The 24,788-nt window shown below is 32.6% G+C and carries 21 protein-coding genes and 1 pseudogene; 19 read left to right on the top strand and 3 right to left on the bottom strand.

From position 1 onward, the window contains the following. Window positions 1-222: 222 nt before the first annotated feature. The 10 genes from AC0N0V_RS14745 (at window position 223) to AC0N0V_RS14700 (ending at window position 12,950) form a co-directional block, all read left to right on the top strand. On the top strand, window positions 223-1,272 hold the full coding sequence (locus tag AC0N0V_RS14745) for a carbamoyl phosphate synthase small subunit (RefSeq protein ID WP_474458798.1): 1,050 nt from the start codon (window positions 223-225) through the stop codon (window positions 1,270-1,272). Window positions 1,273-1,307: 35 nt separating this feature from the next. Then, on the top strand, window positions 1,308-4,514 hold the full coding sequence (carB, locus tag AC0N0V_RS14740; protein WP_474458797.1) for a carbamoyl-phosphate synthase large subunit: 3,207 nt from the start codon (window positions 1,308-1,310) through the stop codon (window positions 4,512-4,514). 467 nt (window positions 4,515-4,981) lie between these two features. Then, window positions 4,982-5,527: a glutathione peroxidase gene (locus tag AC0N0V_RS14735; RefSeq protein ID WP_474458796.1), complete on the top strand. Its 546-nt coding sequence runs from the start codon at window positions 4,982-4,984 to the stop codon at window positions 5,525-5,527. A gap of 137 nt (window positions 5,528-5,664) precedes the next feature. Continuing rightward, complete coding sequence (locus AC0N0V_RS14730; protein ID WP_474458795.1) at window positions 5,665-6,096, top strand: MarR family winged helix-turn-helix transcriptional regulator; 432 nt, start codon at window positions 5,665-5,667, stop codon at window positions 6,094-6,096. Window positions 6,097-6,488: 392 nt separating this feature from the next. Continuing rightward, complete coding sequence (locus tag AC0N0V_RS14725) at window positions 6,489-6,941, top strand: MarR family winged helix-turn-helix transcriptional regulator (protein WP_474458794.1); 453 nt, start codon at window positions 6,489-6,491, stop codon at window positions 6,939-6,941. 17 nt (window positions 6,942-6,958) lie between these two features. Beyond that, entirely contained in the window at window positions 6,959-8,692 is a 1,734-nt protein-coding gene (locus AC0N0V_RS14720; RefSeq protein ID WP_474458793.1) for an ABC transporter ATP-binding protein, read from the top strand. A 13-nt stretch (window positions 8,693-8,705) separates the two neighbouring features. Then, window positions 8,706-10,694: an ABC transporter ATP-binding protein gene (locus AC0N0V_RS14715; protein WP_474458792.1), complete on the top strand. Its 1,989-nt coding sequence runs from the start codon at window positions 8,706-8,708 to the stop codon at window positions 10,692-10,694. Window positions 10,695-11,054: 360 nt separating this feature from the next. Next, a complete protein-coding gene (locus tag AC0N0V_RS14710; RefSeq protein WP_474458791.1) occupies window positions 11,055-11,654 on the top strand; it encodes a TetR/AcrR family transcriptional regulator in 600 nt (199 codons plus the stop codon). Window positions 11,655-11,768: 114 nt separating this feature from the next. Continuing rightward, entirely contained in the window at window positions 11,769-12,677 is a 909-nt protein-coding gene (locus AC0N0V_RS14705) for an Mph(B) family macrolide 2'-phosphotransferase (protein WP_474458790.1), read from the top strand. A 132-nt stretch (window positions 12,678-12,809) separates the two neighbouring features. Continuing rightward, a complete protein-coding gene (locus AC0N0V_RS14700) occupies window positions 12,810-12,950 on the top strand; it encodes a hypothetical protein (RefSeq protein ID WP_474458789.1) in 141 nt (46 codons plus the stop codon). A gap of 543 nt (window positions 12,951-13,493) precedes the next feature. On the opposite strand, the gene AC0N0V_RS14695 is transcribed toward AC0N0V_RS14700, so the two are convergent. Together AC0N0V_RS14695 and AC0N0V_RS14690 are read right to left on the bottom strand one after the other, a co-directional pair. Beyond that, on the bottom strand, window positions 13,494-14,186 hold the full coding sequence (locus AC0N0V_RS14695; RefSeq protein ID WP_474464546.1) for a permease prefix domain 1-containing protein: 693 nt from the start codon (window positions 14,184-14,186) through the stop codon (window positions 13,494-13,496). A gap of 76 nt (window positions 14,187-14,262) precedes the next feature. Further along, window positions 14,263-14,592, bottom strand: coding sequence for a PadR family transcriptional regulator (locus AC0N0V_RS14690; RefSeq protein ID WP_474458788.1), 330 nt, complete (start codon window positions 14,590-14,592; stop codon window positions 14,263-14,265). A 684-nt stretch (window positions 14,593-15,276) separates the two neighbouring features. On the opposite strand from AC0N0V_RS14690, the gene AC0N0V_RS14685 reads away from it, so the two are divergent. The 6 genes and pseudogenes from AC0N0V_RS14685 (at window position 15,277) to AC0N0V_RS14660 (ending at window position 20,782) form a co-directional block, all read left to right on the top strand. Further along, the gene (locus tag AC0N0V_RS14685) at window positions 15,277-16,479 is read left to right on the top strand and encodes a multidrug efflux MFS transporter (RefSeq protein ID WP_474458787.1); all 1,203 of its coding nucleotides are present in this window, start codon (window positions 15,277-15,279) and stop codon (window positions 16,477-16,479) included. A gap of 28 nt (window positions 16,480-16,507) precedes the next feature. Next, the gene (locus tag AC0N0V_RS14680) at window positions 16,508-17,104 is read left to right on the top strand and encodes an isochorismatase family protein (protein ID WP_474458786.1); all 597 of its coding nucleotides are present in this window, start codon (window positions 16,508-16,510) and stop codon (window positions 17,102-17,104) included. Window positions 17,105-17,594: 490 nt separating this feature from the next. Further along, entirely contained in the window at window positions 17,595-17,927 is a 333-nt protein-coding gene (locus tag AC0N0V_RS14675) for a hypothetical protein (RefSeq protein ID WP_474458785.1), read from the top strand. Window positions 17,928-18,137: 210 nt separating this feature from the next. Beyond that, window positions 18,138-18,725, top strand: a complete 588-nt coding sequence (locus AC0N0V_RS14670) for a cyclodeaminase/cyclohydrolase family protein (protein WP_474458784.1) — start codon at window positions 18,138-18,140, stop codon at window positions 18,723-18,725. A 215-nt stretch (window positions 18,726-18,940) separates the two neighbouring features. After that, a pseudogene (locus tag AC0N0V_RS14665) lies at window positions 18,941-19,021 on the top strand (hypothetical protein); the annotation flags it as partial. A 417-nt stretch (window positions 19,022-19,438) separates the two neighbouring features. Continuing rightward, a complete protein-coding gene (locus tag AC0N0V_RS14660) occupies window positions 19,439-20,782 on the top strand; it encodes a glycosyltransferase family 4 protein (RefSeq protein ID WP_474458783.1) in 1,344 nt (447 codons plus the stop codon). 300 nt (window positions 20,783-21,082) lie between these two features. Here the strand turns inward: AC0N0V_RS14660 and AC0N0V_RS14655 are convergent, their stop codons facing one another. Beyond that, window positions 21,083-21,760 (bottom strand): PHP-associated domain-containing protein, encoded by a 678-nt coding sequence (locus AC0N0V_RS14655; RefSeq protein WP_474458782.1) that lies wholly within the window; start codon window positions 21,758-21,760, stop codon window positions 21,083-21,085. A gap of 233 nt (window positions 21,761-21,993) precedes the next feature. Here AC0N0V_RS14655 and AC0N0V_RS14650 point away from each other — a divergent pair, with 233 nt between their 5' ends. The 3 genes from AC0N0V_RS14650 to AC0N0V_RS14640 all read left to right on the top strand — a co-directional run bounded on the left by AC0N0V_RS14650 (window position 21,994) and on the right by AC0N0V_RS14640 (window position 24,782). After that, window positions 21,994-22,488 (top strand): hypothetical protein, encoded by a 495-nt coding sequence (locus AC0N0V_RS14650; RefSeq protein WP_474458781.1) that lies wholly within the window; start codon window positions 21,994-21,996, stop codon window positions 22,486-22,488. A gap of 431 nt (window positions 22,489-22,919) precedes the next feature. Next, window positions 22,920-24,071, top strand: a complete 1,152-nt coding sequence (locus tag AC0N0V_RS14645; protein ID WP_474458780.1) for an efflux RND transporter periplasmic adaptor subunit — start codon at window positions 22,920-22,922, stop codon at window positions 24,069-24,071. A gap of 12 nt (window positions 24,072-24,083) precedes the next feature. Then, window positions 24,084-24,782: an ABC transporter ATP-binding protein gene (locus AC0N0V_RS14640; protein WP_474458779.1), complete on the top strand. Its 699-nt coding sequence runs from the start codon at window positions 24,084-24,086 to the stop codon at window positions 24,780-24,782. The last annotated feature ends 6 nt before the right edge of the window (window positions 24,783-24,788 follow it).

Genomic DNA, 24,788 nt, shown 5'->3' with positions numbered 1-24,788 from the left:
AAATACACTTTAAATTGGTCCTGTGAGGCCAGAAAGAGGTATGAAATGGTAATGTTTTTTGTTGTGCAAAAAAATAAATTAATGAATTCAAAAAGAACTTATATAGAGAGTAGTAGGGAGATTATCTTTTAAAGTAATCTTCTTACTGCTCTTTTCTTTTAAACTGCATCTTAATCCTTCATGAAGTGTATTTTTACTTACTAAATTGGAGGAGGTCTATTTATGAAAGCAAAACTTATATTAGAAAACGGAATAACATTTCAAGGTAATGCATTTGGTTACCTAAAGGATAGTGTTGGGGAGGTTGTATTCAACACTGGAATGACAGGGTATCAGGAAATTCTTACAGACCCTTCTTATTATGGGCAAATTGTTACAATGACATATCCCCTTATAGGTAATTACGGAATAAATCTAGAGGATATGGAATCAAAATCACCAAAGGTTAAAGGATTCATAGTCAGAGAAAAGTGCAATACTTCAAGCAATTTTAGATCTGAATTAGAGTTAGAGGATTATTTGAAACAAAATAAAATTATAGGTTTAGAAGGAATAGACACTAGAGCTTTAACTAAAATTTTAAGAACTAGTGGAACTATGAAAGGAATAATTACTTTAGAGGATATTTCATTGGAAGAGGCAAAAAGTAAGTTAGAAGGATTTTCAAATAAGGAAGCTGTGGAGAAGGTTACTACTAAAGAAAGATATGCAATAGAGGGTAGCGGAAAGCATGTTGCGATAGTAGACTTTGGAACAAAACAAAATATAGTAAGATCTTTTTTAAATAGAAAATGTAAGGTAACGGTTTTTCCGGCAGATGCTAAATCAGAGGATATATTGAATGTAAATCCAGATTTAATTTTCTTATCTAATGGTCCGGGGGATCCAGAAGATTTAACTAATGTTATAGAAAATATTAAGAGCCTTATAGGCAAGAAGCCAATTGTAGGAATATGTTTAGGGCATCAACTTTTAGCATTAACATTAGGTGGAAAAACAGCAAAACTTAAATTTGGGCATAGAGGTGGAAACCACCCTGTAAAGGACTTAAAAGAAAACAGAGTATATATTACTTCCCAAAATCATGGGTACTATGTAAGTGAGCTTCCAGAGGACATGGAAATAACTCATCTTAGTGTTAATGATGGAACAATAGAGGGAATGAAGCATAAGAACTTGCCAATATTTTCAGTTCAGTTTCATCCAGAAGCATGTCCAGGTCCAAAAGATAGCGATTATATATTTGATAGATTTATGGAATATGCAGAGTAAAAATTACAAAATATGCATTTTAGGAGGTAACAAATATGCCATTAAATAGAGAAATAAAGAAAGTTTTAGTTATAGGTTCCGGTCCAATAATTATAGGTCAAGCTGCAGAATTTGATTATTCAGGAACACAAGCCTGTCAAGCCTTAAAGGAAGAGGGCATAGAAGTTGTGCTTATAAACAGTAATCCAGCTACAATAATGACAGATAAGGAAGTAGCAGACAAGATATATTTAGAACCATTAACAATAGAATTTGTAGAAAAAGTTATAGAAAAGGAAAAACCAGATAGTCTTCTTGCGGGAATGGGAGGACAAACAGGATTAAATTTAGCAGTAGAGCTTTATGATAAAGGTATACTTCAAAAATATGATGTAGATGTAATTGGTACATCAATTGAGTCTATAAAAAAAGGTGAAGACAGAGAGCTTTTTAGAGATATGATGAACAAAATAGGTCAGCCAGTTATACAAAGTGAAATAATAACAGATATGGAAAGCGGTATGAGTTTTGCAAATAAGGTAGGCTATCCGGTTATAGTTAGACCAGCCTATACCTTAGGAGGAACTGGTGGTGGAATAGCCGATAATGAGGAACAATTAGCAGATATACTAGAGTCAGGACTTCAATTAAGTACAATAGGGCAAGTACTTCTTGAGAAAAGTGTTAAGGGATGGAAAGAAATCGAATATGAAGTTATGAGAGATAGTTTTGGAAATTGCATTACTGTTTGTAACATGGAAAATATAGATCCAGTAGGCATTCACACTGGAGACAGCATTGTAGTAGCACCAAGTCAAACCTTATCTGATAAGGAATATCAAATGTTAAGAAGCGCTTCCATAGATATAATAAATGCTGTAGGAATAGAGGGAGGCTGTAATGTACAGCTTGCATTAAATCCACATTCCTTTGAGTATGCTGTTATAGAAATAAATCCAAGAGTTAGCCGTTCCTCAGCGCTGGCATCAAAGGCAACAGGTTATCCAATAGCTAAGGTAGCGGCAAAGATAGCGCTAGGATATGGTTTGGATGAGATTAAAAATGCGGTAACACAGAAAACTTATGCTTGCTTTGAGCCTTCCTTGGATTATGTAGTTGTTAAAATTCCAAAATGGCCTTTTGACAAGTTCCAAGGAGCTGATAGATCACTTGGAACAAAGATGATGGCAACAGGAGAAATAATGGCAATAGGAAGCAACTTTGAGGCAGCTCTTTTGAAGGGAATAAGATCCTTGGAGATAGGAAAATACTCTTTAGAGCATAAAAAGTTTAGAGAGCTAAGCATATCAGAATTAAAAGAAAGAGTTATGTCACCAGACGATGAGAGAATATTTGCACTGGCCGAAATGCTTAGAAGAGACTATAGGATAGATAAAGTCTCTGAAATTACGGGAATAGATAAGTTCTTTATAGATAAGTTTAAATGGATAGTGGAAGAAGAGCAAAGATTGAGACTTAGTAAAATAGATGATTTAGATAAAGAATGGCTGCATAAACTAAAGAAAAAAGGCTTCTCAGATAAGGGCATAGCAGATATGCTAAGAGTATGTCCAGAGGATGTATATGCACTTAGAAATATATGGAGTATAAATCCAGTTTATAAGATGGTTGATACCTGTGGAGGAGAATTTGAAGCCTTATCTCCATATTACTATTCCACATATGATGCTTACGATGAGGTGGAGGTTTCGAATAGAAAGAAAGTTATAGTTATTGGTTCTGGACCAATAAGAATAGGTCAGGGAATAGAGTTTGACTATGCTTCAGTACATTGTGTTATGGCTCTTAAGAAATTAGGAATAGAGACAATAATAATAAATAATAATCCTGAAACTGTAAGTACTGACTTTAACATATCAGATAAGTTGTATTTTGAACCTCTTACAGAGGAAGATGTATTAAATATTATAGAAAAAGAAAATCCTTATGGTGTAATTCTCCAGTTTGGAGGGCAAACAGCTATAAAGCTTGCCAGTTTCTTAAAAGAAAAGAATATACTGACTCTTGGAACTACTGCAGATCAGATAGATCTTGCGGAGGATAGAGAAAAGTTTGATGAATTGCTAGAAGGATTACAAATAGCAAGACCAAAGGGCAAGGGAATTTGGAATGTAGAACAGGGGTTAGAAGAAGCTAGAAAGCTTGGTTTTCCAGTACTTGTAAGACCTTCCTATGTACTTGGAGGACAGGGTATGGAGATAACCTATAACGAAAAGGAACTTATATACTATTTATCAAATGCCTTTGAAAAAGATTGTAAAAATCCAATACTAGTGGATAAATATTTGATGGGAAGAGAAATAGAAGTAGATGCTATCTCAGATGGTGAAAATGTATTGATACCGGGAATTATGGAGCACTTGGAAAGAGCGGGAGTACATTCAGGCGACAGCATAACTATGTATCCAAGTCAAAATGTAGGTATCGATATAAAAGATAAGATACTGGAATATACTAAAAAACTTGCCCTAGCGATTGGGATAAAGGGTATGATAAATATACAGTTTATAGAATTTGAAGGACAGCTGTATATAATAGAAGTAAATCCAAGAGCATCAAGAACTGTTCCATATATAAGTAAAGTAAGCGGGGTTCCTATTGTAGAACTTGCAACGAGAGTAATGGTTGGAGAAAAGCTAATAGACTTAGGGTATGGTACAGATGTTTATAAGGAGCCAGAATTGATATCAGTAAAAGTTCCTGTTTTTTCAACACAAAAGCTACCAAAGGTAGAGATTTGTTTAGGACCAGAAATGAGGTCTACAGGAGAGGTTTTAGGAGTAGGAAAAACTTTAGAAGAGGCTTTATATAAGGGATTTGTAGGAGCAAATATGTTCGTTCGTAAGGAAAGCGGTACTATATTAGCTACTATAAATGACCATGATAAGGAAGAGTTTTTACCTATAGCAAAAAGACTTCATATGCTAGGATTTAAATTTGCAGCAACCTCTAAAACAGCAGAGTTATTGAGAAATGCAGATATAGAAGTTAAAGAAGTGAGAAAACTTAAAGAAGATCATCCTAATATAATAGATATAATTAAGAATGGCGAAGTAGACCTAGTTGTTAATACCCCGACTAAGGGGAATGACTCAAAGAGAGATGGATTTATTATAAGAAGAGCCGCAGTTGAAAGAAATATAGCAGTAGTGACAGCTTTAGATACGCTTAAAGCTATAGTAGATGTTAAATTTGCAGAATTTAAAGAAGAGGATTTAGAGGTTTTTGATTTAGCTAATTAAATATTTGGATAATGGAGAATTCTAAGGTTTTAGAGTTCTCCATTATTTTATATAGTAATGTGACTCTAATTTTGAGAATCTCTTTATCATAAGAACAAGTCTGCCATATTTAGGTAAGGTGTGTTATTTTGTAACCGTATAACTTAACAAAGTTGCTATAAAAATAATTCTTATGTAAATGCCGATGGAAAAGGCTTCTAATAATTAAATATTAATGTATTAAAACTCTGTTTATGGTGAGAGGTGTAAGTAGTCAGGTTGAAATTATAAATATGTTGACATGTATTAGAAATGGAGTATAATAATAATTACTAGATAGATTGTATAAAATTTAATTTTATACAATCTATCTAGAGAGTCGTTTTTAAAAGAGAATACTATGAACGTATTTGGAATAACAAAAGAGACTAATTAGAAAATCAATAAGTGTGTAAATAGTACACTAGATATTTAAAGGAGTGTTATAGATGAGTATATATGATTTTAAGTTAAAAACAATTGATGGAGAGGAAGTATCTCTTCAAGATTACAAAGGAAAAGTTTTAATAATAGCTAATACAGCAAGTAAATGCGGTTTTACACCTCAATACAAGGATTTAGAAAAGTTATATAGTAAATACAAAGATCAAGGTCTTGAAATATTAGGTTTTCCATGCAATCAATTTGGAGAACAAGAACCTGGAAACAATAAAGAAGTAAAAAACTTTTGTGAAATAAATTATGGAGTATCTTTTCCAATGTTTGAAAAAGTAGATGTAAGAGGAACAAATGCACATCCATTGTTTAAATATTTAACTGAAAAAGCTTCTTTTAAAGGATTCGATGAGAATTCAATTAATGGAAAAATGCTATATTCTGTTCTAAAGGAAAAATTTCCTGAGTATTTAATAGGGGACTCTATTAAGTGGAATTTTACTAAGTTCTTAGTGGATCGTGAAGGCAATATTGTAAGTAGATTTGAATCACCAGTTGAACCATTAGATATGGTAGAGGATATCGAAAAATTACTATAGATTTATTTCTTGTATTGTAATATGATAGGATTGTCAGAATTAAACCTGTAGAGATGTTAGAGTAAGATAGCAAAGAAGCAGGAAGCCTAATCCTATTTTGTGTTGAGTAAGTCAAGAAATCAAAGGGTGTAAAAAATATGAAATATGATATGTTAAAGTTAGATAATCAACTATGTTTTGCATTGTATGCCTGTTCACGAGAAGTGATAAGGCTTTATAAGCCAGCTCTTGATAAGTTAGGTATAACCTATACACAGTATATAACTCTTCTATCTCTTTGGGAACAGGACAATGTTACTGTTAAAGAACTTGGTGCTAAGCTCTATCTAGATTCAGGTACTTTAACACCTTTACTTAAAAAGCTTGAGAATATGAATATAGTAGAAAGAGTAAGAGATAAAGAAGATGAGCGAAACGTATATATAAGACTAACTGAGAGTGGCATTGAGATGAAAGAAAAAGCATTAGAAGTTCCTAAACAGGTTTTTTGTAGTACGGGGCTCTCTCTAGAGGAAGCTGTTGGACTAAAAGATAAACTAAGACAGTTATTGTCCAATATAGATAGGTAAAGAGCGACTACGTATCTGGATAACGAGTTCTAAGTGCCAAGGACACCAAAAGCTCTGTTAATAAGGGGAAAGTATATATAAGGTCAGACTGCATAACATTTAGGTGCATCTGACCTTATTTTTATTTAAATAAATTTTTATAATAACTAAAATTTATTTAAAATGTAAATACTATTTTTAACACATAAGATATATTAGTCAACTAACTAATGATTACTTTTGCTAAAGGACTTGTAAAAGTAATGTTGTAAACATTTAATTGTATAAAATGCTCATGAATCCTTACTATACTTGAGTATTGCATAAAAAGAAATTAAGTATATTGACTATTAGATATCATAATGGTAATATAATATACAGTTAGTCGACTAAGCATTATGGAGGTGAAAAAAATGAGATTTTCTAATGATGATCCACTTTACAAAGTTTTTACTCAAGTGGTAGGTCTTCATTACAGGCGTTCTCTTAAGTTACTTAGCAAAGTTGGAATTTACCATGGACAACCTCCACTGTTGTTTGCTTTAAGCAGGAAGGATGGTCAAAGTCAGAAGGAGCTTGCAAGCATACTTGACATAAAGCCTGCTACTATTACAGTAATGGTAAGCAGGATGGAGAAAGCAGAGCTTGTGGAAAAAAAACAAGATCCTGAAGATCAAAGAGTATCTAGGATATATATAACTGAGAAAGGGAGAGCAGTTTTTGAAGAAGTTAAAAAAGCGATGAAAGTTATGGACACAGAATGCTTTAACAATTTCACAGAAGAGGAGAAGATATTGCTTCGTAGACTGCTAATGCAGATACGCAATAATCTTATGGAAGCAAATGATGGAGATGTGGATATATAGATTGGAGATGAAAGTTTATGATTAAGTTATTTAGGTACTTAAAACCTTATGCAGCTACAATAGTTGCTATATTATTTTTATTGTTTTTCCAAGCTCTTGCAGAGCTATATCTGCCAACTTTGATGTCAGATATAGTAGATAAGGGGATAGTTAAGGGAGATACAAATTACATTATAAAAATTGGTGGATTTATGCTTTTAGTAGCTGGTGGAAGTGCTATATGTACCATATTAGCAAGTTTACTATCTTCTAAAACTGCAACAAAGTTCGGAAGGGATTTAAGAGGTGAAGTTTTTTCAAGGGCAGAGAGTTATTCTTTAAATGAGTTTAACAAAATAGGTACGTCTTCCCTTATTACAAGAACTACAAATGATATTATGCAGGTTCAACAAGTTACAATAATGATATTGCGTATGATGATAAGCGCACCGATGATGTGTATAGGCGGTATTATCATGGCAGTATCAAAGAATAAGGAGCTATCACTGATACTTGTGGTTGTTATTCCGCTTCTTATTGCGGTTATTGGTATAATTGCATCTAGAGGAGTGCCTTTATTTAAAGCAATGCAAGTAAAGCTAGATAAATTAAATCAGGTTGTACGTGAAAATCTTACAGGTATTAGAGTAATTCGTGCTTTTAATCGTAATGAGGATGAAAAAGAGCGTTTTACCGATGCGAATTACGATTTAACAAGTACAGCTATAAAGGTTAATAAGATAATGGCATTAATGATGCCAGCTATGATGCTTATAATGAATTTAACAACTGTAGGAATTGTTTGGTTTGGAGGTAAGCTTATTGATACTGGAAGCATGGAAGTAGGTTCTATGATGGCCTTTATTCAATATGCAATGCAGATTATGTTCTCATTAGTCATGGTTTCTATGATGTTTGTTTTAATACCTCGTGCAGAAGCTTCAGCGGTAAGAATTAATGAGGTACTTGATATGGAGTCTGAAATTAATGATCCTGAAAATCCTAAGGCAGCGAATAGTGAAAGAGGATATGTGGAGTTTAAAAATGTAACTTTCAGCTATCCTGGAGCAGAAGAACCAGCTATTAAAGATATTTCCTTTAGTGCGAAACCAGGGGAGGTAACAGCTATCATTGGTGGTACTGGTTCTGGTAAATCTACCCTTGTAAATTTAATTCCACGTTTTTATGACATTCAAGGTGGAGGTATATTAGTTGATGGTGTGGATATTAGGGAAATGTCACAAGATAATTTAAGATCTAAAATTGGATTTGTACCTCAAAAGGCTGTGTTATTTACTGGTACAATTGCAGAAAATATTAGATATGGTAAAGAAGATGCTACTGATGAAGAAATTAAGCACGCAGCGGAAGTAGCGCAAGCAGCAGAGTTTATTTCTAATATGAAGGAAGGTTATGATGCAGTTATTGCACAAGGTGGTAATAATGTATCTGGTGGGCAAAAACAACGTCTTTCAATTGCCCGTTCATTAATAAGAAAGCCTGAAATATATATCTTTGATGATAGTTTTTCTGCATTAGATTTTAAAACTGATGCTAAATTAAGAACAGCTCTTAAAGATGAAATTAAGGATTCAACTATGATACTCGTTGCTCAAAGAGTGAGTACAGTTATGGATGCAGATAGAATTATAGTTCTAGACGAAGGGGAAATTGCAGGAATCGGAACTCATAAGGAACTTTTAAATTCTTCTGATGTATATAGAGAAATTGTAGCTTCACAGCTTTCAGAAGAAGAGTTAAATAAGCAATAGAGGAGGGATTTATATGGCTAATAATAAGAACAATAAACCAGACAGAGGACCAGGTTCTGGAATGGCTTTAGGTAGGCCTGTAGAAAAAGCAAAAGACTTTAAAGGCACAATGAGAAGGCTTATGAAATATTTAGAGCCACAGAAGTTTAAGCTAATAGCAGTTTTACTTACTGCAATTTTAAGTACAGTATTTAGCATTGTAAGTCCTAAAATTATGGGAAAGGCAACAACAAAATTATTTGAAGGTCTTATGGCTAAATATATGTACTATCAAAAGCTAAGTGGCGCAGCTGAGGCAGTTAAGAAAGGGGCGAATCCTGGAATACTTGCACAGCTGCAGCAACAAGGTGTTCCTTCTGTTGACTTTGGATATATAGGAAACATAATACTTTATTTAATATTACTTTATGTAATAAGTGCAGCTTTCAGTTATGCACAACAATATATTATGGCAGGAGTTGCACAGAAAACTGTTTACAACATGCGTAACGATTTAAATGATAAACTTACAAGACTACCTTTAAAGTATTTTGATTCACGTACTCATGGAGAAATATTAAGCCGTGTTACTAATGATATAGATACTATATCTACAACACTTCAGCAGAGTTTAACTCAGCTTATTACATCTGTAGTTACAATTGTTGGTGTTATAGTTATGATGCTTACTATAAGTCCATGGCTTACCCTTGTGACAATAGTGACACTTCCAGTTTCTATACTTATAACAACAGGTATAGCTAAAAAATCTCAAAAGTTCTTTGTAGAGCAGCAGAAAACTATTGGTCAGTTAAATGGTCATGTAGAAGAGATGTTTACTGGACACAGAATTATCAAGGTTTTTGGGCATGAGGAAAGATCAATAAAAGAATTTAATGAAATAAACGAGAGACTTTATAATGTTGGTTGGAAAGCACAGTTTGTTTCAGGGATAATAATGCCTCTTATGAATTTTGTAAATAACATAGGTTATGTACTTGTATGTGTAGTTGGAGGTATTTTTGTAACTAAAAACAGAATTGAAGTAGGAGATATTCAAGCATTTATACAATATGCAAGACAATTTGGTCAGCCAATAGTGCAAACCGCAAATATAGCTAATATTCTTCAATCTACTGTTGCAGCAGCTGAGCGTGTTTTTGAATTACTAGATGAAACAGAAGAGATAAAAGATAAAGAAGATGCTAAGGTTATTGATTTTGCTACTAGTGAAATAAGGGAAAAGGATAATAACAAAGTAATAGCTCCGCTAAAGGGAGAAGTTAAATTTGAGCATGTTAAGTTTGGATATAAGGAAACTGTTACCCTTATTGATGATATGAATATAGATGTAAAACAAGGCCAAACAATCGCAATTGTAGGACCAACAGGAGCAGGTAAAACTACACTAATAAACTTACTTATGCGCTTCTATGAGATAAACGATGGAAAGATAAGTATAGATGGAGTGGACATAAGAGACTTCAAACGTGGAGAGCTTCGAACTATGTTTGGTATGGTGCTTCAAGATACTTGGCTATTTAATGGTTCTATAAAGGATAATATAGCTTATGGTAGAAAGAATGCTTCCTTTGAAGAGGTTGCTAGAGCAGCAAAGGCAGCTCATGCTGACCACTTTATTAGAACTTTACCCCAAGGCTATGATACTGTACTTGATGAAGAGGCAACTAATATTTCCCAAGGTCAAAAGCAGCTTTTAACTATTGCTCGTGCGATACTTGCAGATCCATCAATACTAATTCTTGATGAGGCAACAAGCAGTGTTGACACAAGAACTGAAGCTCAGATACAAAAGGCTATGAATAATCTTATGGAGGGAAGAACAAGTTTTGTTATTGCTCATAGATTATCTACAATCAGAGATGCAGATTTAATATTAGTAATGAACAATGGAAAGGTAATCGAACAGGGCAATCATAATGAACTTCTAGCTAAAGGTGGCTTTTATGCAGATCTTTACAACAGTCAGTTTACTGGTGGTAACAGAGAAGAAGCGATGTAATATAATAACACAACTGTGAATTATAAATACTTTTGCAAAAAATAATTAATGTCGATATATAACTTAAGAGCCTTGATATTATACTATACGTAATATCAAGGCTTTTGAGTTATATGTCAACATAGCAAAGGTTATCTGTTTGCGACCTTTTATATTATTTGAGTGATAGCAAACTTAATAGTTTTTTCTTTGGTTAAGTTTCGTTTTTGCAGTGGTTCCTGCGATTTATGCATCATCCGTATATAGTTGCTAAACTAAAGGTACTTGATTCCAAAATGACCATATGATATAATAAAAAACAAATAAATATTTTGTTTTTTTAATTTTATATTTTTATTAATCTAGGAGGCAACTTAGACTATGGCTAAATTCACTGAAATAGAAAAAGAAAATATTAGAAAAGAATTGCTTGAAGTCTCCTATCGTTTTTTTATAGATAAAGGATTTAAGAGTACTTCGCTTGAGGATATTACTTCATCAGTTGGCATTGCGAAGAGTACTTTTTATGTATTTTTTGAGTCAAAAGAAATGCTATATATGGAATTGTTAGCGCATGAAGGGGAGCAAATTGAAAAGCAGGTTTGGCCAAGGGTTATAGCTGTTGAGGATATACGTTCAGCTATAAAGATGTACTTAAATAAGATGACTTTGGAACTAGAATCTAAGATTTTAACTCAAAGGCTGGTTTACGACCTTGAGGAGTACAAACTTGTATCTAGAAAGCTAAATCCAGAGTATATTGGCTCAGAGAATCTAAGAAGCATCATCCCTCTTATGGAGTTTATAAAGTCACGACAAGACTCTAAGGAGATTATCGATGAAGACCCAGGTGTTATAGCTGGAGTTTTAAGATCAGCTTTATTAATAGGTTCTCAAAAGGGAGATTTACAGCAATATAATTATGAAAGGATTAGAGAGTTATTATTCGAAGCTGTTGCTAATCAAATTGCTCGGCCTTAATTTGGTCTAGTTAATGATATTATCAAATGATTGGGATGAAATTATTAATGCAATATCAAAGCATGCAGCAAGTTCATAATTGATTTATACAAGTTGCAGACAGGAGTGATTTTAATGAGTAAAGACATTAAACAAATTATAGAAATAACTAAAAAACATAATCTTATTTTAAAGGAAGAAACAATGCAGTTTAATGAATCCGGACTTGATTTTCAAGTTGTATTTGCGCAAGATGAAAGTGGAATTGATTGGGTTCTTAGATTACCTAGACGGGAAGATGTGATGCCAAGAACAAAGGTAGAAAAACAAGCATTAAATTTGATAAATAAGTATGCTAAATCTTTTCAGGCAACAAACTGGATCATTTACACAGATGAGCTAATAGCATACAAGAAGTTAGATGGTGTGCCAGCAGGAACTATAGATCATAATATAGGAAACTATGTCTGGGAGATAGATATTAACAATGTTCCAGAATCATTTCACAAGTCTCTTGGTAGAGTGTTAGCAGAGCTTCATAGCATACCTAGTGATAAAGCTGCTGAACTTGGCATAGTAGTGCAAACACCAGAAGAAGTAAAAATGACAATGAAGCAGCGTATGGATGATGTAAAAGCAAAGTTTGGTGTAGGTGAGAAACTATTGAACAGATGGCAGGCATGGATTAATGATGATGAAATGTGGCCTAAGAAAACTGGACTGATTCATGGAGATGTACATGCCGGACATACTATGATTGATAAAGAGGCTAACGTGACTGGATTAATCGACTGGACTGAAGCTAAGGTTACAGATATTTCGAATGACTTTGTTTTCCACTATAAGGCTTTTGGAGAAGAAGGACTAGAAGCTTTGATTCTTGCCTATAAAGAAGCTGGTGGATATTACTGGCCTAAGATGAAAGAGCATATTATTGAACTGGTCGCTGCGTATCCGGTTTCAATTGCTGAGTTTGCAATGGTATCTGGTGTTGAGGAATATGTTCAGATGGCGAAGAAAGCGTTGGAAGTGCAAGGTTTGTAAGTGGTGTGATATAGTTATTAATATGTATTCGATATTATGTGAGAAAAATTATTTTTGATATACCTCGAAAAACTCTGAAGCCTAATGGTCTAAAAGTTTTACAAGTAGCCACTATAAAAGGGGAGATGAATAGTGAATATATGGGGTATTGTTCTTTTGGCAATAGGTGTTATCGCGGGATTAATGTTAACTTTTATTTACTGGAGTGAAAACCAAAATAGATACAACCAATTAAAAGGAAATATAGAAAGTAAAGTCGATAAACAGAATTAAGGTTTAGTTCTAAATACTCTTATAAAACGTTATAACTCATATTCCGCATAACTAATTTTAACGTTAGCGTTAGTATAGCTTCAGGAATAACTTACATATCTTATATGGAATAGTATTTATAGTTTACATTGCTATTCCATATAAAAATCAAAATGTAAAATTTTCGCTGAAATGTTTAGTATTCAGCGAAATATGCGTTATAAGTCCCATTGTTTTAAGAGTATTGCTGAAGTGTACTTCCTACAACATTTGGAGATTCACTTTTTATGCTTTAATATTTACACTATTATTTTAATAATTATAAGACTGTTGTGGCTGTTTTGTTAAATTTTAAAACCAACAGCAAGCATAGTGGTATATATGCGAGTTAATTTTATTACATCTAAATAATTTGACTCGCAAAAAAAAGAAAATTGCGTATCTATTGCAATTTTACAATAAACAGTCAATTCATTTGTAATTGTATTGGAAACTTAATGATAAAAAGCTTTACTTTTAAATATATAAATTAAATATTCTTTGTATACTGACTATATCTTATTGTTATGTTTCTACTTTTCTAACAATAATATTGAATCCATCTATATGGTCTATGAGAAGTGGCTCTCCTTTTTTTATTGATTCATGCTGTGAATAGACTGTTATTATAGTATTATTAAACAATCCTGTACCCTTATAATTAAAGTCCTCAGAAGCTGTTCCTTGAATCCCAAGGAATTTTTGCTCTTTTTCTATTCTTTTGGTTTCAATGATATAACGTTCAAAACTAATTATTAAAGCTAAAATGCATACTAAGACTATAGTTTGTAAAAGGGAGTGTGACATCATTACGATTCCTAATGAACATATAAATACTCCATTAGAATTTGAACCTCCATGTTGGCTTCTACCATAAAAGAAGGGGAAATCCAAATATTTTTCAACGCCAGTCCATATTATAGCAGACACTGATAAAAATATACCTAGGATTCTTAAAATATCTATTGGTGCTATAGATAAAAAATCTGTACCATTTAATTCTAATATTTTTTTTCCTAATTGTAATGCTAAAGTCACTATAATCAATGCAATAATTTGAATCCAATCAATAGTTTTAGGGTGTACAGTATCTAACATCTTACCTGTAGCTTTAGGTTCTCCCATGTTTTCAACCGCAACTCTTTCTGCATCATCATCACTATATCCCATTTCAATATACGCTTCTTTTTGGTCCATAATGTGATTTTTCATTTCCATGTAAATCTCATTTCTTATTTTCCTGTTAGAGATATGTTTTGTTAAAATTCGTAAATATTCATCTGCTTTCATATTACTACACCTCAAGTTCTAGCACAGCTGCCATGGTATCAACATACTTCTTCCATATAGAGGTTTTATCTTGTAATAATTTTTTTCCTTGTAATGTTAGGCTATAATATTTGCGAGTTTTTCCATTAACTTCATTTTCGTAGCAATTTAAATATTGTTTTTTTACTAGAGTGTGTAGTAAAGGATATAATGTCCCTGCCTTAAATTCAAACATGTTGTTTGAGTTATTTTTTAAAGTTTCACTCATTTCGTATCCATACATGTCTTTTTTTTGTAATAATTTTAAAATAAGCATAGTCATATCACCAGAATATAAATTATTTTCAACTGCCATTTTAATCACCTCTTTCATAAATCTATAATAAGAATTTTATATATAGACGATCTATATACCTGTTAATATTATTATATATAGATTATCTATATATGTAAATACCTAATTGTAATTTTTTGTATAAAGTCAACATATGAAATAGCTTTAAACTTTTAAATTACTAATCATTGGTAACTAAAAATTCCACAATACTAATTTCTGAATATTGTGGCTCGTAGATAAATATTTATTTTTACTGTTACGTCTTAAATTACAAATCCGAGTTAACCTTACCATATAATAGTATCACTTATCTACAAACATCGTAAGAATATTTTTGCCAAAGGGTTATCATTGTTTACAACAAACGACGTGAAAACTTACTATTCAAGTCACTTTTTCTTGACATAGTATAGATAAGTCGGAAATGTTGGAGTCACCCCTATAAGAATAGTTTAACAATATAGAGCATATCTATCAAACTACATATTGTAGTTTACAAACTATAGTACGTAGTTTATAATTAAATTGAAGATAACAAATATCGTAATTAATATTAATAAATAATAAATAGACGTATTGCTATATTAGCTATTAACACTTTTATTATGCATTAATTATGTATTGAGGGGTTCCACTTACAAGATATCAATACCAAACATTTTTATATAGTTGTTAAGTTGTATAAAAGAAAGGAGTTTATTTATGAAAATGTGGAAGAGAAATTTAATAGTTTGTTGGTTTGGAATATTTGTAGCCAGTATAGGAATGAGTCAAATTGCCCCGGTATTACCTCTCTATATACAACATCTTGGAGTTAAAGATGCAGCTTCAATTACAAAACTTTCAGGAATAGCCTTTGGTATCACTTATATACTTTCAGCTATTTTTTCGCCAATTTGGGGAAGTGCTGCTGATAAATATGGCAGAAAGCCAATGATACTTAGGGCAAGCCTTGGTATGGCTATAACTATAGGCTGCATGGGATTTGCACCAAATGTATATGTACTCATAGGTTTAAGACTGCTTCAAGGTATAATTACAGGTTATAACACAGCCTGCATTGCATTGATTGCAACACAAACAGATAAGGAAAACGCAGGATATGCTTTAGGTACACTTTCAACAGCCAGTATTGCAGGATCACTCTTTGGACCAACAATTGGTGGTTTTATAGATGAAATACTGGGTTTGCAAAGCGTATTTTTTATAACAGGAACATTACTTTTCATTTCATTTATCACAACTGCTTTATTCGTAAAGGAATCATTCACTCGTGAAGATAAAAAGGCTCTTAGTATAAAGGAAGTATGGAATGTTGTTCCAGAAAAGAGTTTGACTGTTTCAATGTTTGTAACCTTTTTTATCTTAACTGTGGCATTGTATTCTGTTGAACCAGTTGTAACAGTATATGTTAAGCAGTTATCTAATGATAGCAGCCATGTTGCACTTCTAGCTGGACTAACATTTTCTGCTTCAGGTCTGGCAAATGTAATTGCTGCCCCAAGACTTGGAAAACTTTCAGATAAAATAGGTGCTCATAAAGTCATATTGGTATGCCTTATAGGTGCAGGAATTATTTTTATACCACAAGCTTTTGTACAAAATACTTGGCAGCTAATGGGGCTTCGCTTTTTATTAGGACTAGCAGCTGCAGGGCTTAATCCATCCGTTAATATCATGTTAAAAAAAATCACACCATCATCTCTTACAGGCAGGGTATTTGGTTTTAGCATGTCCGCAGGATATTTAGGAGTATTTGGGGGTGCAGTTTTAGGGGGACAGATAGCAGGATATTTGGGAATGAGATATGTATTTTTCATTACAAGTGCATTGTTACTTATAAATGCAGTATGGGTTTATTTTAACGCATATAGAAAACTTAGTTTAAGCGAACAATTATTATAAAATAAAATAATTAGAGAGGAGATAGAAAATGGAAGATTTAAATTTAAATGAAAATCAATTTATCAAGGCAGGAAGAAGCGCACTAGTAGTTATAGACTTACAAAATGGAATAGCAAATAGAAACAGAGAGGTTTCACCTCATAGTGTTTCAGAGGTTATTGAAAATGCAGGTAAACTAATTAATGCGTTTAATGAGAAGGGAGCTTTTGTGGTTCTCGTAAGAGTTTCATCTGTAGATGGAAAAGACACACTTAAACCAAATACAGATTTAAAAGTTAATGGAATGCAATTTCCAGAAGGATGGGATAATCTTGTGCCTGAAATAGCCAATAGTAAGAATGCTCATATTGTTACCAAAAGACAATGGGGAGCATTTTATGGTACTGATCTTGACTTGCAATTAAGGCGTAGAGGGATTGATACTATTGTACTATGTGGTATTTCTACAAGCATTGGTGTAGATACTACTGCAAGAGAAGCTTATCAACATGGGTATCATCAAATTTTTGCAGAGGACGCAATGACTGCAGCGACAAAAGAAGAGCATAATTATGTTTGTAAAAATATCTTCCTAAAGATAGGCAAGCTTAGAACGAGCGAAGAAGTAGTTTTGTCGTTGAGATAAAAATGGAATGAATCCAGATGTACTCGCTCCAATACTCCCTTTTGTAACAGAGGAGTATTAGAGCGAATAGTCATCGGATATATTCGTATTATTTCTTTTTAAATGCCGGTTCTAAAGCTGTAAGACGAGGCAGTGAAACACCCAGTCTTCGAGCGTCAGCTAGTACATCTTGAGGGTAAAGGTTTGTCAATTCGTAAGAAGAATGTCCACTGACTTCCAATTGCTCCATAAGAAAGCGTGGTAGGCTATTATTACTAAGAAGTATATGTATTACAGATCCCAGTAGCCATGCAGGAAGATTTAAAAGCAAAATAGCACTTAGATCTTCACGCATTGCGATTGGCCAATTTTCTTTTATTAGAGTTCCCTTAAAGCTTTTTCGACCATCCCGTATCTCAAGATTTACTGAAGGACCATACTGGACAGCTCTTCCCGGACGAACATAGAATTCTACTGTGTTTCCGGCTTTTCTAATGCCCAGCTATATTCTATGGCAATTACGCCTCGTCCAAACATTAATATTTTCATGTGGTTCCCACCAATTTATATAGGTGAATATTTTTCAGCACAAGCGTTAAGTGATAAAACGTTAGTAGAGTTATACAATGAAAATATAAATCAAGTTAGATTGGAAATTCTTCGGGAGTTTATTGAATCTGGCAAAGAAGAAGGAGCTATTGACTCTTCTATTTCAACGCAGATGATTATGAAATATATTGAGACAATAGAAAGAATTCATATGTCTATAGAGTTAACAAGTGATTATAAAACAAAATTCGATGAACTTTATAAGCTTTTACTATATGGATTAATAGGGCATTAAGATTCCGTAATTGAAAATAATTATAAATAGATGCGCAAAAAAATTACTAATGAAAGTCACATTAGTGATTTTTTTAATTAATATGCTCCTTATATAAGGGATTACATAAATAAGTGGAAAAGCTTAATTTATAATTTGATGCAATGGGTATACTAACTTTATAAAATATAACGGCTTCTTAATATTAGCTTATAAAAGGGAGGCGATTAAATGCTAAGTGATAAATCAATTAATTCTTTCTTAGAGAATATAGCTTCCAAACCATTAACTCCAGCTGCAGGAAGTATAGCCGCCTTGAGCGCAGCATCTGCAGCAGCATTAACTGAAATGGCTGCTAACCTTACCTCAAGAAAACCTGAATATCAGAGTATTTCAGCTAAAATGAAAGAAATAGCTCAGGAATGTTCTTCCTATAGAGAGATTTTTCTTAATGACATTGATAAAGATACAAAAGCTTTTAAGAAGGTAATAGATTCTTATTTAATGCAGGCAGATACAGAAGTTGAAAAAGAAATTCAACAAAAGGAATTGCAAAATAGTTTTAAAATAGCCATAGAGGTGCCTCTAAGTATGGCTAATAATATTGTAGAGTTAATTTGTATTATAAAGCTTGTCGATAAACATGGTTGTAAAACTTCAGCATCGGATGTAAAGCAAGCTTATATTCTGGCAGAATCTGCAGTCCGTTCATCAATTTTTCTTATAAAATCAAATCTTGTCTTTGTCCATGATCAGGACTTTAAAACTTATATTTCAAGAAAAATTGATGAATTAGAGGCCGAATTGGAAATGCAATAAATAACATATTTATTATGTATTAATTTTAAAGTAAGCCTTTAACAAAAATTAAGACTTACTTTGCTGGGGCTTATAGGACAGGTTTTGAATCCGTATGTATCTGCTAAGATTGCCTTTAGTTTTGCTGGTGGGCTTAGAAGTGATATATATATAGGAGGGTGCTTAGCTTTTCAAAAAATGAGTGTGATAAATTTGCAAATCATCTTTACGAGAAAATGCAGGAACTGCTTGATAAACTGAATCTCTTTTTCAGAGAAGGGCTTACTGGAGTAAAGGTTATTCGGGCCTTTGGTAAGGAAGAAGAGAATTATGAGAAATATCTTGCCACTAATGAAGATTATACTAAGACTGCAGTAATTTCTACGGTGGGCAGAAGCAAAGACTTTGCATCGCGAGAACATTGCTCAAAAGTGACGACGTATACATTTTTCATGATTCATTTTCTGCCATTGACTTTAAGAATGATGCTATGGTTAGGTCTGCAATCACCAAATCATAGATTTTGGATATCTGATTTTCTATAGGTGGGAGATGGATAACACTTGCCGACAGACAACAAATGTGATAGGCTATATTCAGTTATTTATTCTGAGAGGCAATATCATTGAAAATCAAGGAATGAAGTGAGGTGATATTGTGATAAAGGCTTAGTTTACTGTGGAAATTGATTAGTAAATTATAAAAAGTAATAATGGATTCAACGGGGAGTTTATATGAAAAAAATACTAAACATAATAGCACAAAAACCTGATAAAACAGGAAGTGGAATATATCTGCAAGCACTTGTTAAGGAAGCAGATAAAAAAGGCTATGATCAAGCTGTAGTTGCAGGAGTATCCGTAAAAGATGAAAAAACTTATTTTGATGTAAAGAAGGAAGTTAAATTCTATCCAATTATGTTTGAAACAAAAGAGTTACCTTTTCCTGTATTGGGAATGAGCGATGTAATGCCTTATGAAAGTACAAGATATAGAGACCTATCTGAAGATATGCTTGAAAAGTGGAAAAAGGAGTTTTCCTTAATTATAGCTAAAGCAGTCGAAGAGTTTGAGCCTAATATAATTATATGTCATCATACATGGATATTAACCTCTATGGTCAAGGAAATGTATCCAAATAGAAAAATAATAGCTTTTTGTCATGGTACTGATTTAAGGCAATTAGAGACTTTTAAAAAGATAGATAGCAAGTTTTCAAATGACATAATTAAATATGTAATAGATAATTGCAAGAATCTAGATATTGTTATTGCTTCTCAAAGCGAAGAGAAAACTTTGGTGATTAATCAATATGGCATAAATGAGAAGAAAGTAACAGTCGCTGGAACAGGTTTTAATCCTGATATTTTTTACATGGATCAAAATAAATACTCAAATAATAAGAATGAGGAAAAACAAGTTTCACTTTATGATAGAACTAAAAATGTAGATAAAGACAAGGATATCTTTGATAAAAGTAAACACGTAGAAATATATAATAAAGTAAAAGTAGTTTATGCCGGAAAGTTAAGTTATTCTAAGGGTGTCCCTAATTTAATTAATTCTATAAAGTTATTAGATAAGTATCACAAAGCTATTGAACTTTACCTAGTAGGTTCAGGAGCAGGAGCTGAAGCAGAAAATATAATACAAGTGTGCGAAAGTAATAACTGTGATTTTAAAATTAATATTTTAGGATGTATACCTCAAAAAGAACTAGGGCAGTTATTTAGAGAATGTGACATATTAGTACTGCCATCTCTTTATGAAGGATTACCACTAGTGCTAATAGAAGCAATGGCTTGTGGATTAAAGGTTGTTGTAACAGATTTGCCTGGGGTAAAAGAATGGATGGGTGGTGTCATAAATAATAGCGGAATTATACAATATGTATCTTTACCAAGGTTAAAAGATGTGGATACTCCGTTAGAAGAGGATGTCCTAGAGTTTGAAAGAAATTTAAGTTTGGCTGTAAATAGACAAATAGAAAATAAGTTAGTCATAACTGAAGAACTTAAAAGTGCTATTAGCAAAAAATCTTGGAAAAGTGCCTTTGAGGATATAGAAAAATTGTTTTAGCTTGTAATATAGATAAACCAATTTCATCTTAGACTTATACATAGGGATGTATTAGTGATTCTGAAGCACATTTAAATACTTTTTTACGAGTCTTAGCTCAGATATAAGGGAAAGCTTAGAACTTCAATATGTCTGAGCGTTAGCGAGTTTATCGAAGTTCTTGGCTTTTCCTTATATCTGAGCTTTAGACGAGTTAAAAGTATTTATAGTGCAGAAGAATTGCTAATATATCCCGACGTATAAGTCTAGCTCCGACTTGGTTTATCTATAGTTGCATATATATTTTTCTTGTTTTATAATCTACACTACTTTATATAATCTATTTTTAAAACTATTAATAGCATTACTGTACATATCTATATGCTTAAACTCTCCATCCTTATACATTGCAGGACAGACAGTTCCTTCTTTTATAACCTGTATAAAATCTTTTTCATCTCTTATGCTATCAGGAACGACTGAAGCATATTTACCGATATTCTCTATAACATGAGCATCACTAGAGCCTATACAAGGAAGGTTTAATTCTGTAGCTAAAGCGTAAGCATATAAGTTTTGGTGTGGTTCAGTACTTCCATTGAAAGCTTCTACTCCACATAAACCTAGACGTTTTGCTTCTCTTATATAATCTCCCATACCTCTATTATTATTTCTATAAGGATGAGCGCACATAGCAACTCCCTTATTTTTATGAACTAATTCTAATAAATCTTTAGCATGCATCATATCTTTAGGCAAATCTTTTAGCCCAAATACCAGTATGTCCCCTTCAAAAGTTAAAATTTCAGCTCCAACTAATATTAAAAAACCAGTAGATTTAGATAAAGCATGAGCTTCTTCCATAATTTCGTTACTCTCATGGTCGGTTATGCAAACACCATTTAGTCCAATTTCTTTACCTCTTCTTACAATATCTTGTAGAGATATTTCGCTATCAAGTGAGTATTTACTTTCATGAATATGAGTATCAATAATCATAATATCCTCCAAGTTATAAAAGTGACAGTCTAGTTATATAATATCATTTTACAATATAATTTGTTGAATTATAACAAAAAATTATACACATCCATATGGCTATTAAAATTATTTATTATTCAAATTAAAGAGAAATTTGGTGGAAAGTTTTGGGGAGTTATATTTGAGCATGAACAAATCTGATAACCTCATAATATTCTAATTATAGGATTATTATAAGGAGATTTGATAGTATGAGCGATGAGGCTCTCTTTAAGTATATACTCTCATTAAACAAGAAACAAATTGCAAAAAAGTATAAATTTCTAGGAGAAGGTTTAAGTAGAAAGGTATACGCTATAAATGAAAATTATGTAGTCAAAATAGCAAAAGGTGAAGACGGAATATATCAAAACAGAATCGAGAATTATGTTTATAACCATGCTAGTGAAGATCTAGAAAAATACTTATGTCCAATAGTTTTTTTTCAACCGGATAAAATTATAATGCCAAGGGCTATTCCTCTTTCAAAATATCATAAAAGCAAAAATGTAGATTTAAATACCATACGTCCAGAAAAAAGTTCCTATGAAGATTTAAACAAATTAGCAGCAGACTTTATGCTTGATTATGAAGATATAGTAGCAACAAGCTCCTGGGGAATTTATGAAAATGAAAATGTGTTAATCGACTATGGGTGCACAAGTTATCTGGGTGATGCCGCTTATTATGTTCTGTTTAAGTGGTAGCAATAAAGTGAAACTTGAATCAATCCAGGGACGTAGCCGCTCGAAACGTACTATTTAAAGAATATGGAGTACTAGAGTTGTAGTCATCGGATAAATAGGATAGAGGAAGGTCATGAGCTAAAATGAACTTTGTTATGCAACTGAATTAAGTTTTATGTATATAAAACTTATAAATACTAACAATATTAAAGGTGTAAATGAGTAAAGTGAAACTTGAATCAGATGGGATTTTAACCCCACCTGATTCTTAGTTAAACCAATTCAGAGACGTAGCCGCTCGAAACGTACTGTTTAAAGAACAGAGAGTATTAGAGCGGGTAGTCATCGGGTAAAATAAAAATTATAATTCTCTAACTTTCAGCGAAGGAATCATTGTCTGTTACATTAGAAGAAATTTGAAACTGCTTACATCATAATAAGGAGAGAAGTGAATGAAGAAAAGGATAATAACAATAACAACATTTATAGTCATACTAGGTTCAATTATTTCCGTGGGAATATATAGCAAAAGGAAGAGTGAAGTGAAGCTAGTGAAAACAGCAGTTATCAAAAAAGGAGACATTAAATCATATCTTTCTACCACAGCAATTATAAAATCTAAAAATGCAAAAGATTATTTTGGCACTCAATTAAAGATAGACAAAGTAAACATTAAGGTAGGAGATACTGTTTCAAATGGACAAAATTTAATTGGCTATGATTTGACAGATTTAAATACGCAAGTAAAGCAAGCACAGCTTCAATATGATAATGCTATTTTACAGAAAAAAGATTTAGTAAATCAAAGAGATTCTATAAACTCAAAGATTAGTGATCTAGATAAAAAAATTGAAGAGGCAGAAGGCAGCGCTAATCAAAATACAAAGGCAGGACTTCCTTCACTGCAGCAGCAAAAAAGTTCAATTCAACCTATTTCTGATGTAAAACTGCAACAAGCAGATAACTCTGTTTCATTAGCTAAGTCTAATTTAGATGCTGCTAATTCAAAATTAAATAGTGTTAAAAATGGTATTGTATCTCAACTTGATGGGGTAGTGACAGCTCTAAATGCAGTTGAGGGCGCAGTACCAAATTTAGCTCAACCTTTAGTTACAGTACAGGATTTAAGTAGACTAAAGGCAGTAGTAGCACTAGGAAAATACGATGCAGAAAAAGTAAGCTTAGGACAGGAAGCTGTCATAAAAAGTGGGGGTAAATCATATAAAGGAAAAATTTCGTTTTTAAATCCGGCTGCTTCTAAGGCTTTATCTCCAGCTGGAGGAGAGACTACTCTTGAGGCGTATATAGATATATTAGATCAACCTTCAAATTTAAAGGTTGATTTTGATGTGGACGTTGACATACTTATAGCTGATAAGGGGAATGTATTAAAGGCACCAGTGGAGGCTGTAAAAAGTGACAAGTATGGAAATAACTATGTATTTATAAACAATGGAGGGGTTGCACAGCAAAGAAATATAAAAACAGGAATTAAGTCAGATACCGAAGCAGAAATTACCGAGGGACTTAAAGAAGGGGAAAAAGTCATTTTAAATCCTACTAGTGTAGTTGTCAGTGGAACTAAAGTTAAAGAATCTGCTTAAGGAGATATATTTATGCTTGAAGTAAAGGATATAGTTAAAACATATAAAACAGGGGAAATAAATTTTAAAGCCTTAAAAGCTGTCAGTCTTAAGATTAAAAAAGGTGAGTATACTTCTATAATGGGTCCTTCAGGTTCAGGAAAATCAACCTTTATGAATATTTTAGGATGTTTAGATAAAATGGATGAAGGAAGTTATGTATTAAATAACAAGGATATAACTAATTTAAAGGACGAAGAACTTGCAAAAATAAGAAATAAAGAGATAGGATTTGTTTTTCAAGCATTTAACCTACTTCCGCGTATGACAATTCTAGAAAATGTAGAATTACCTATGATTTATGCCGGTATTTCAGAAAAAGAAAGAAAAGAAAAATCTATGAGAGCCCTTGAAAAAGTTGGTTTGATTGAAAGGGTAAAACATAAACCTAATGAGATCTCCGGTGGGCAGAAGCAGAGGGTTGCTATAGCAAGAGCGATAGTCAATAATCCTGCGGTTATCATGGCAGATGAACCTACTGGAAATTTAGATACTAAATCTACTTTAGAAATACTCAAAATTTTTGAAGATTTAAATAATGAAGGTTCTACTATAATAATGGTTACACACGAACCGGATGTGGCAAAATACACTAAAAGAATAGTAAGATTTAAAGATGGAGCAATAGTTAGTGATGAAGAAGTGAAAAACAGACTAATAATAGAAGCATAGAAGGGA

Source organism: Clostridium sp. CS1-1, from assembly GCF_056135525.1.
Note: the sequence above shows the minus strand (reverse complement) of the source record. Positions and strands in the feature narration are given on the sequence as shown.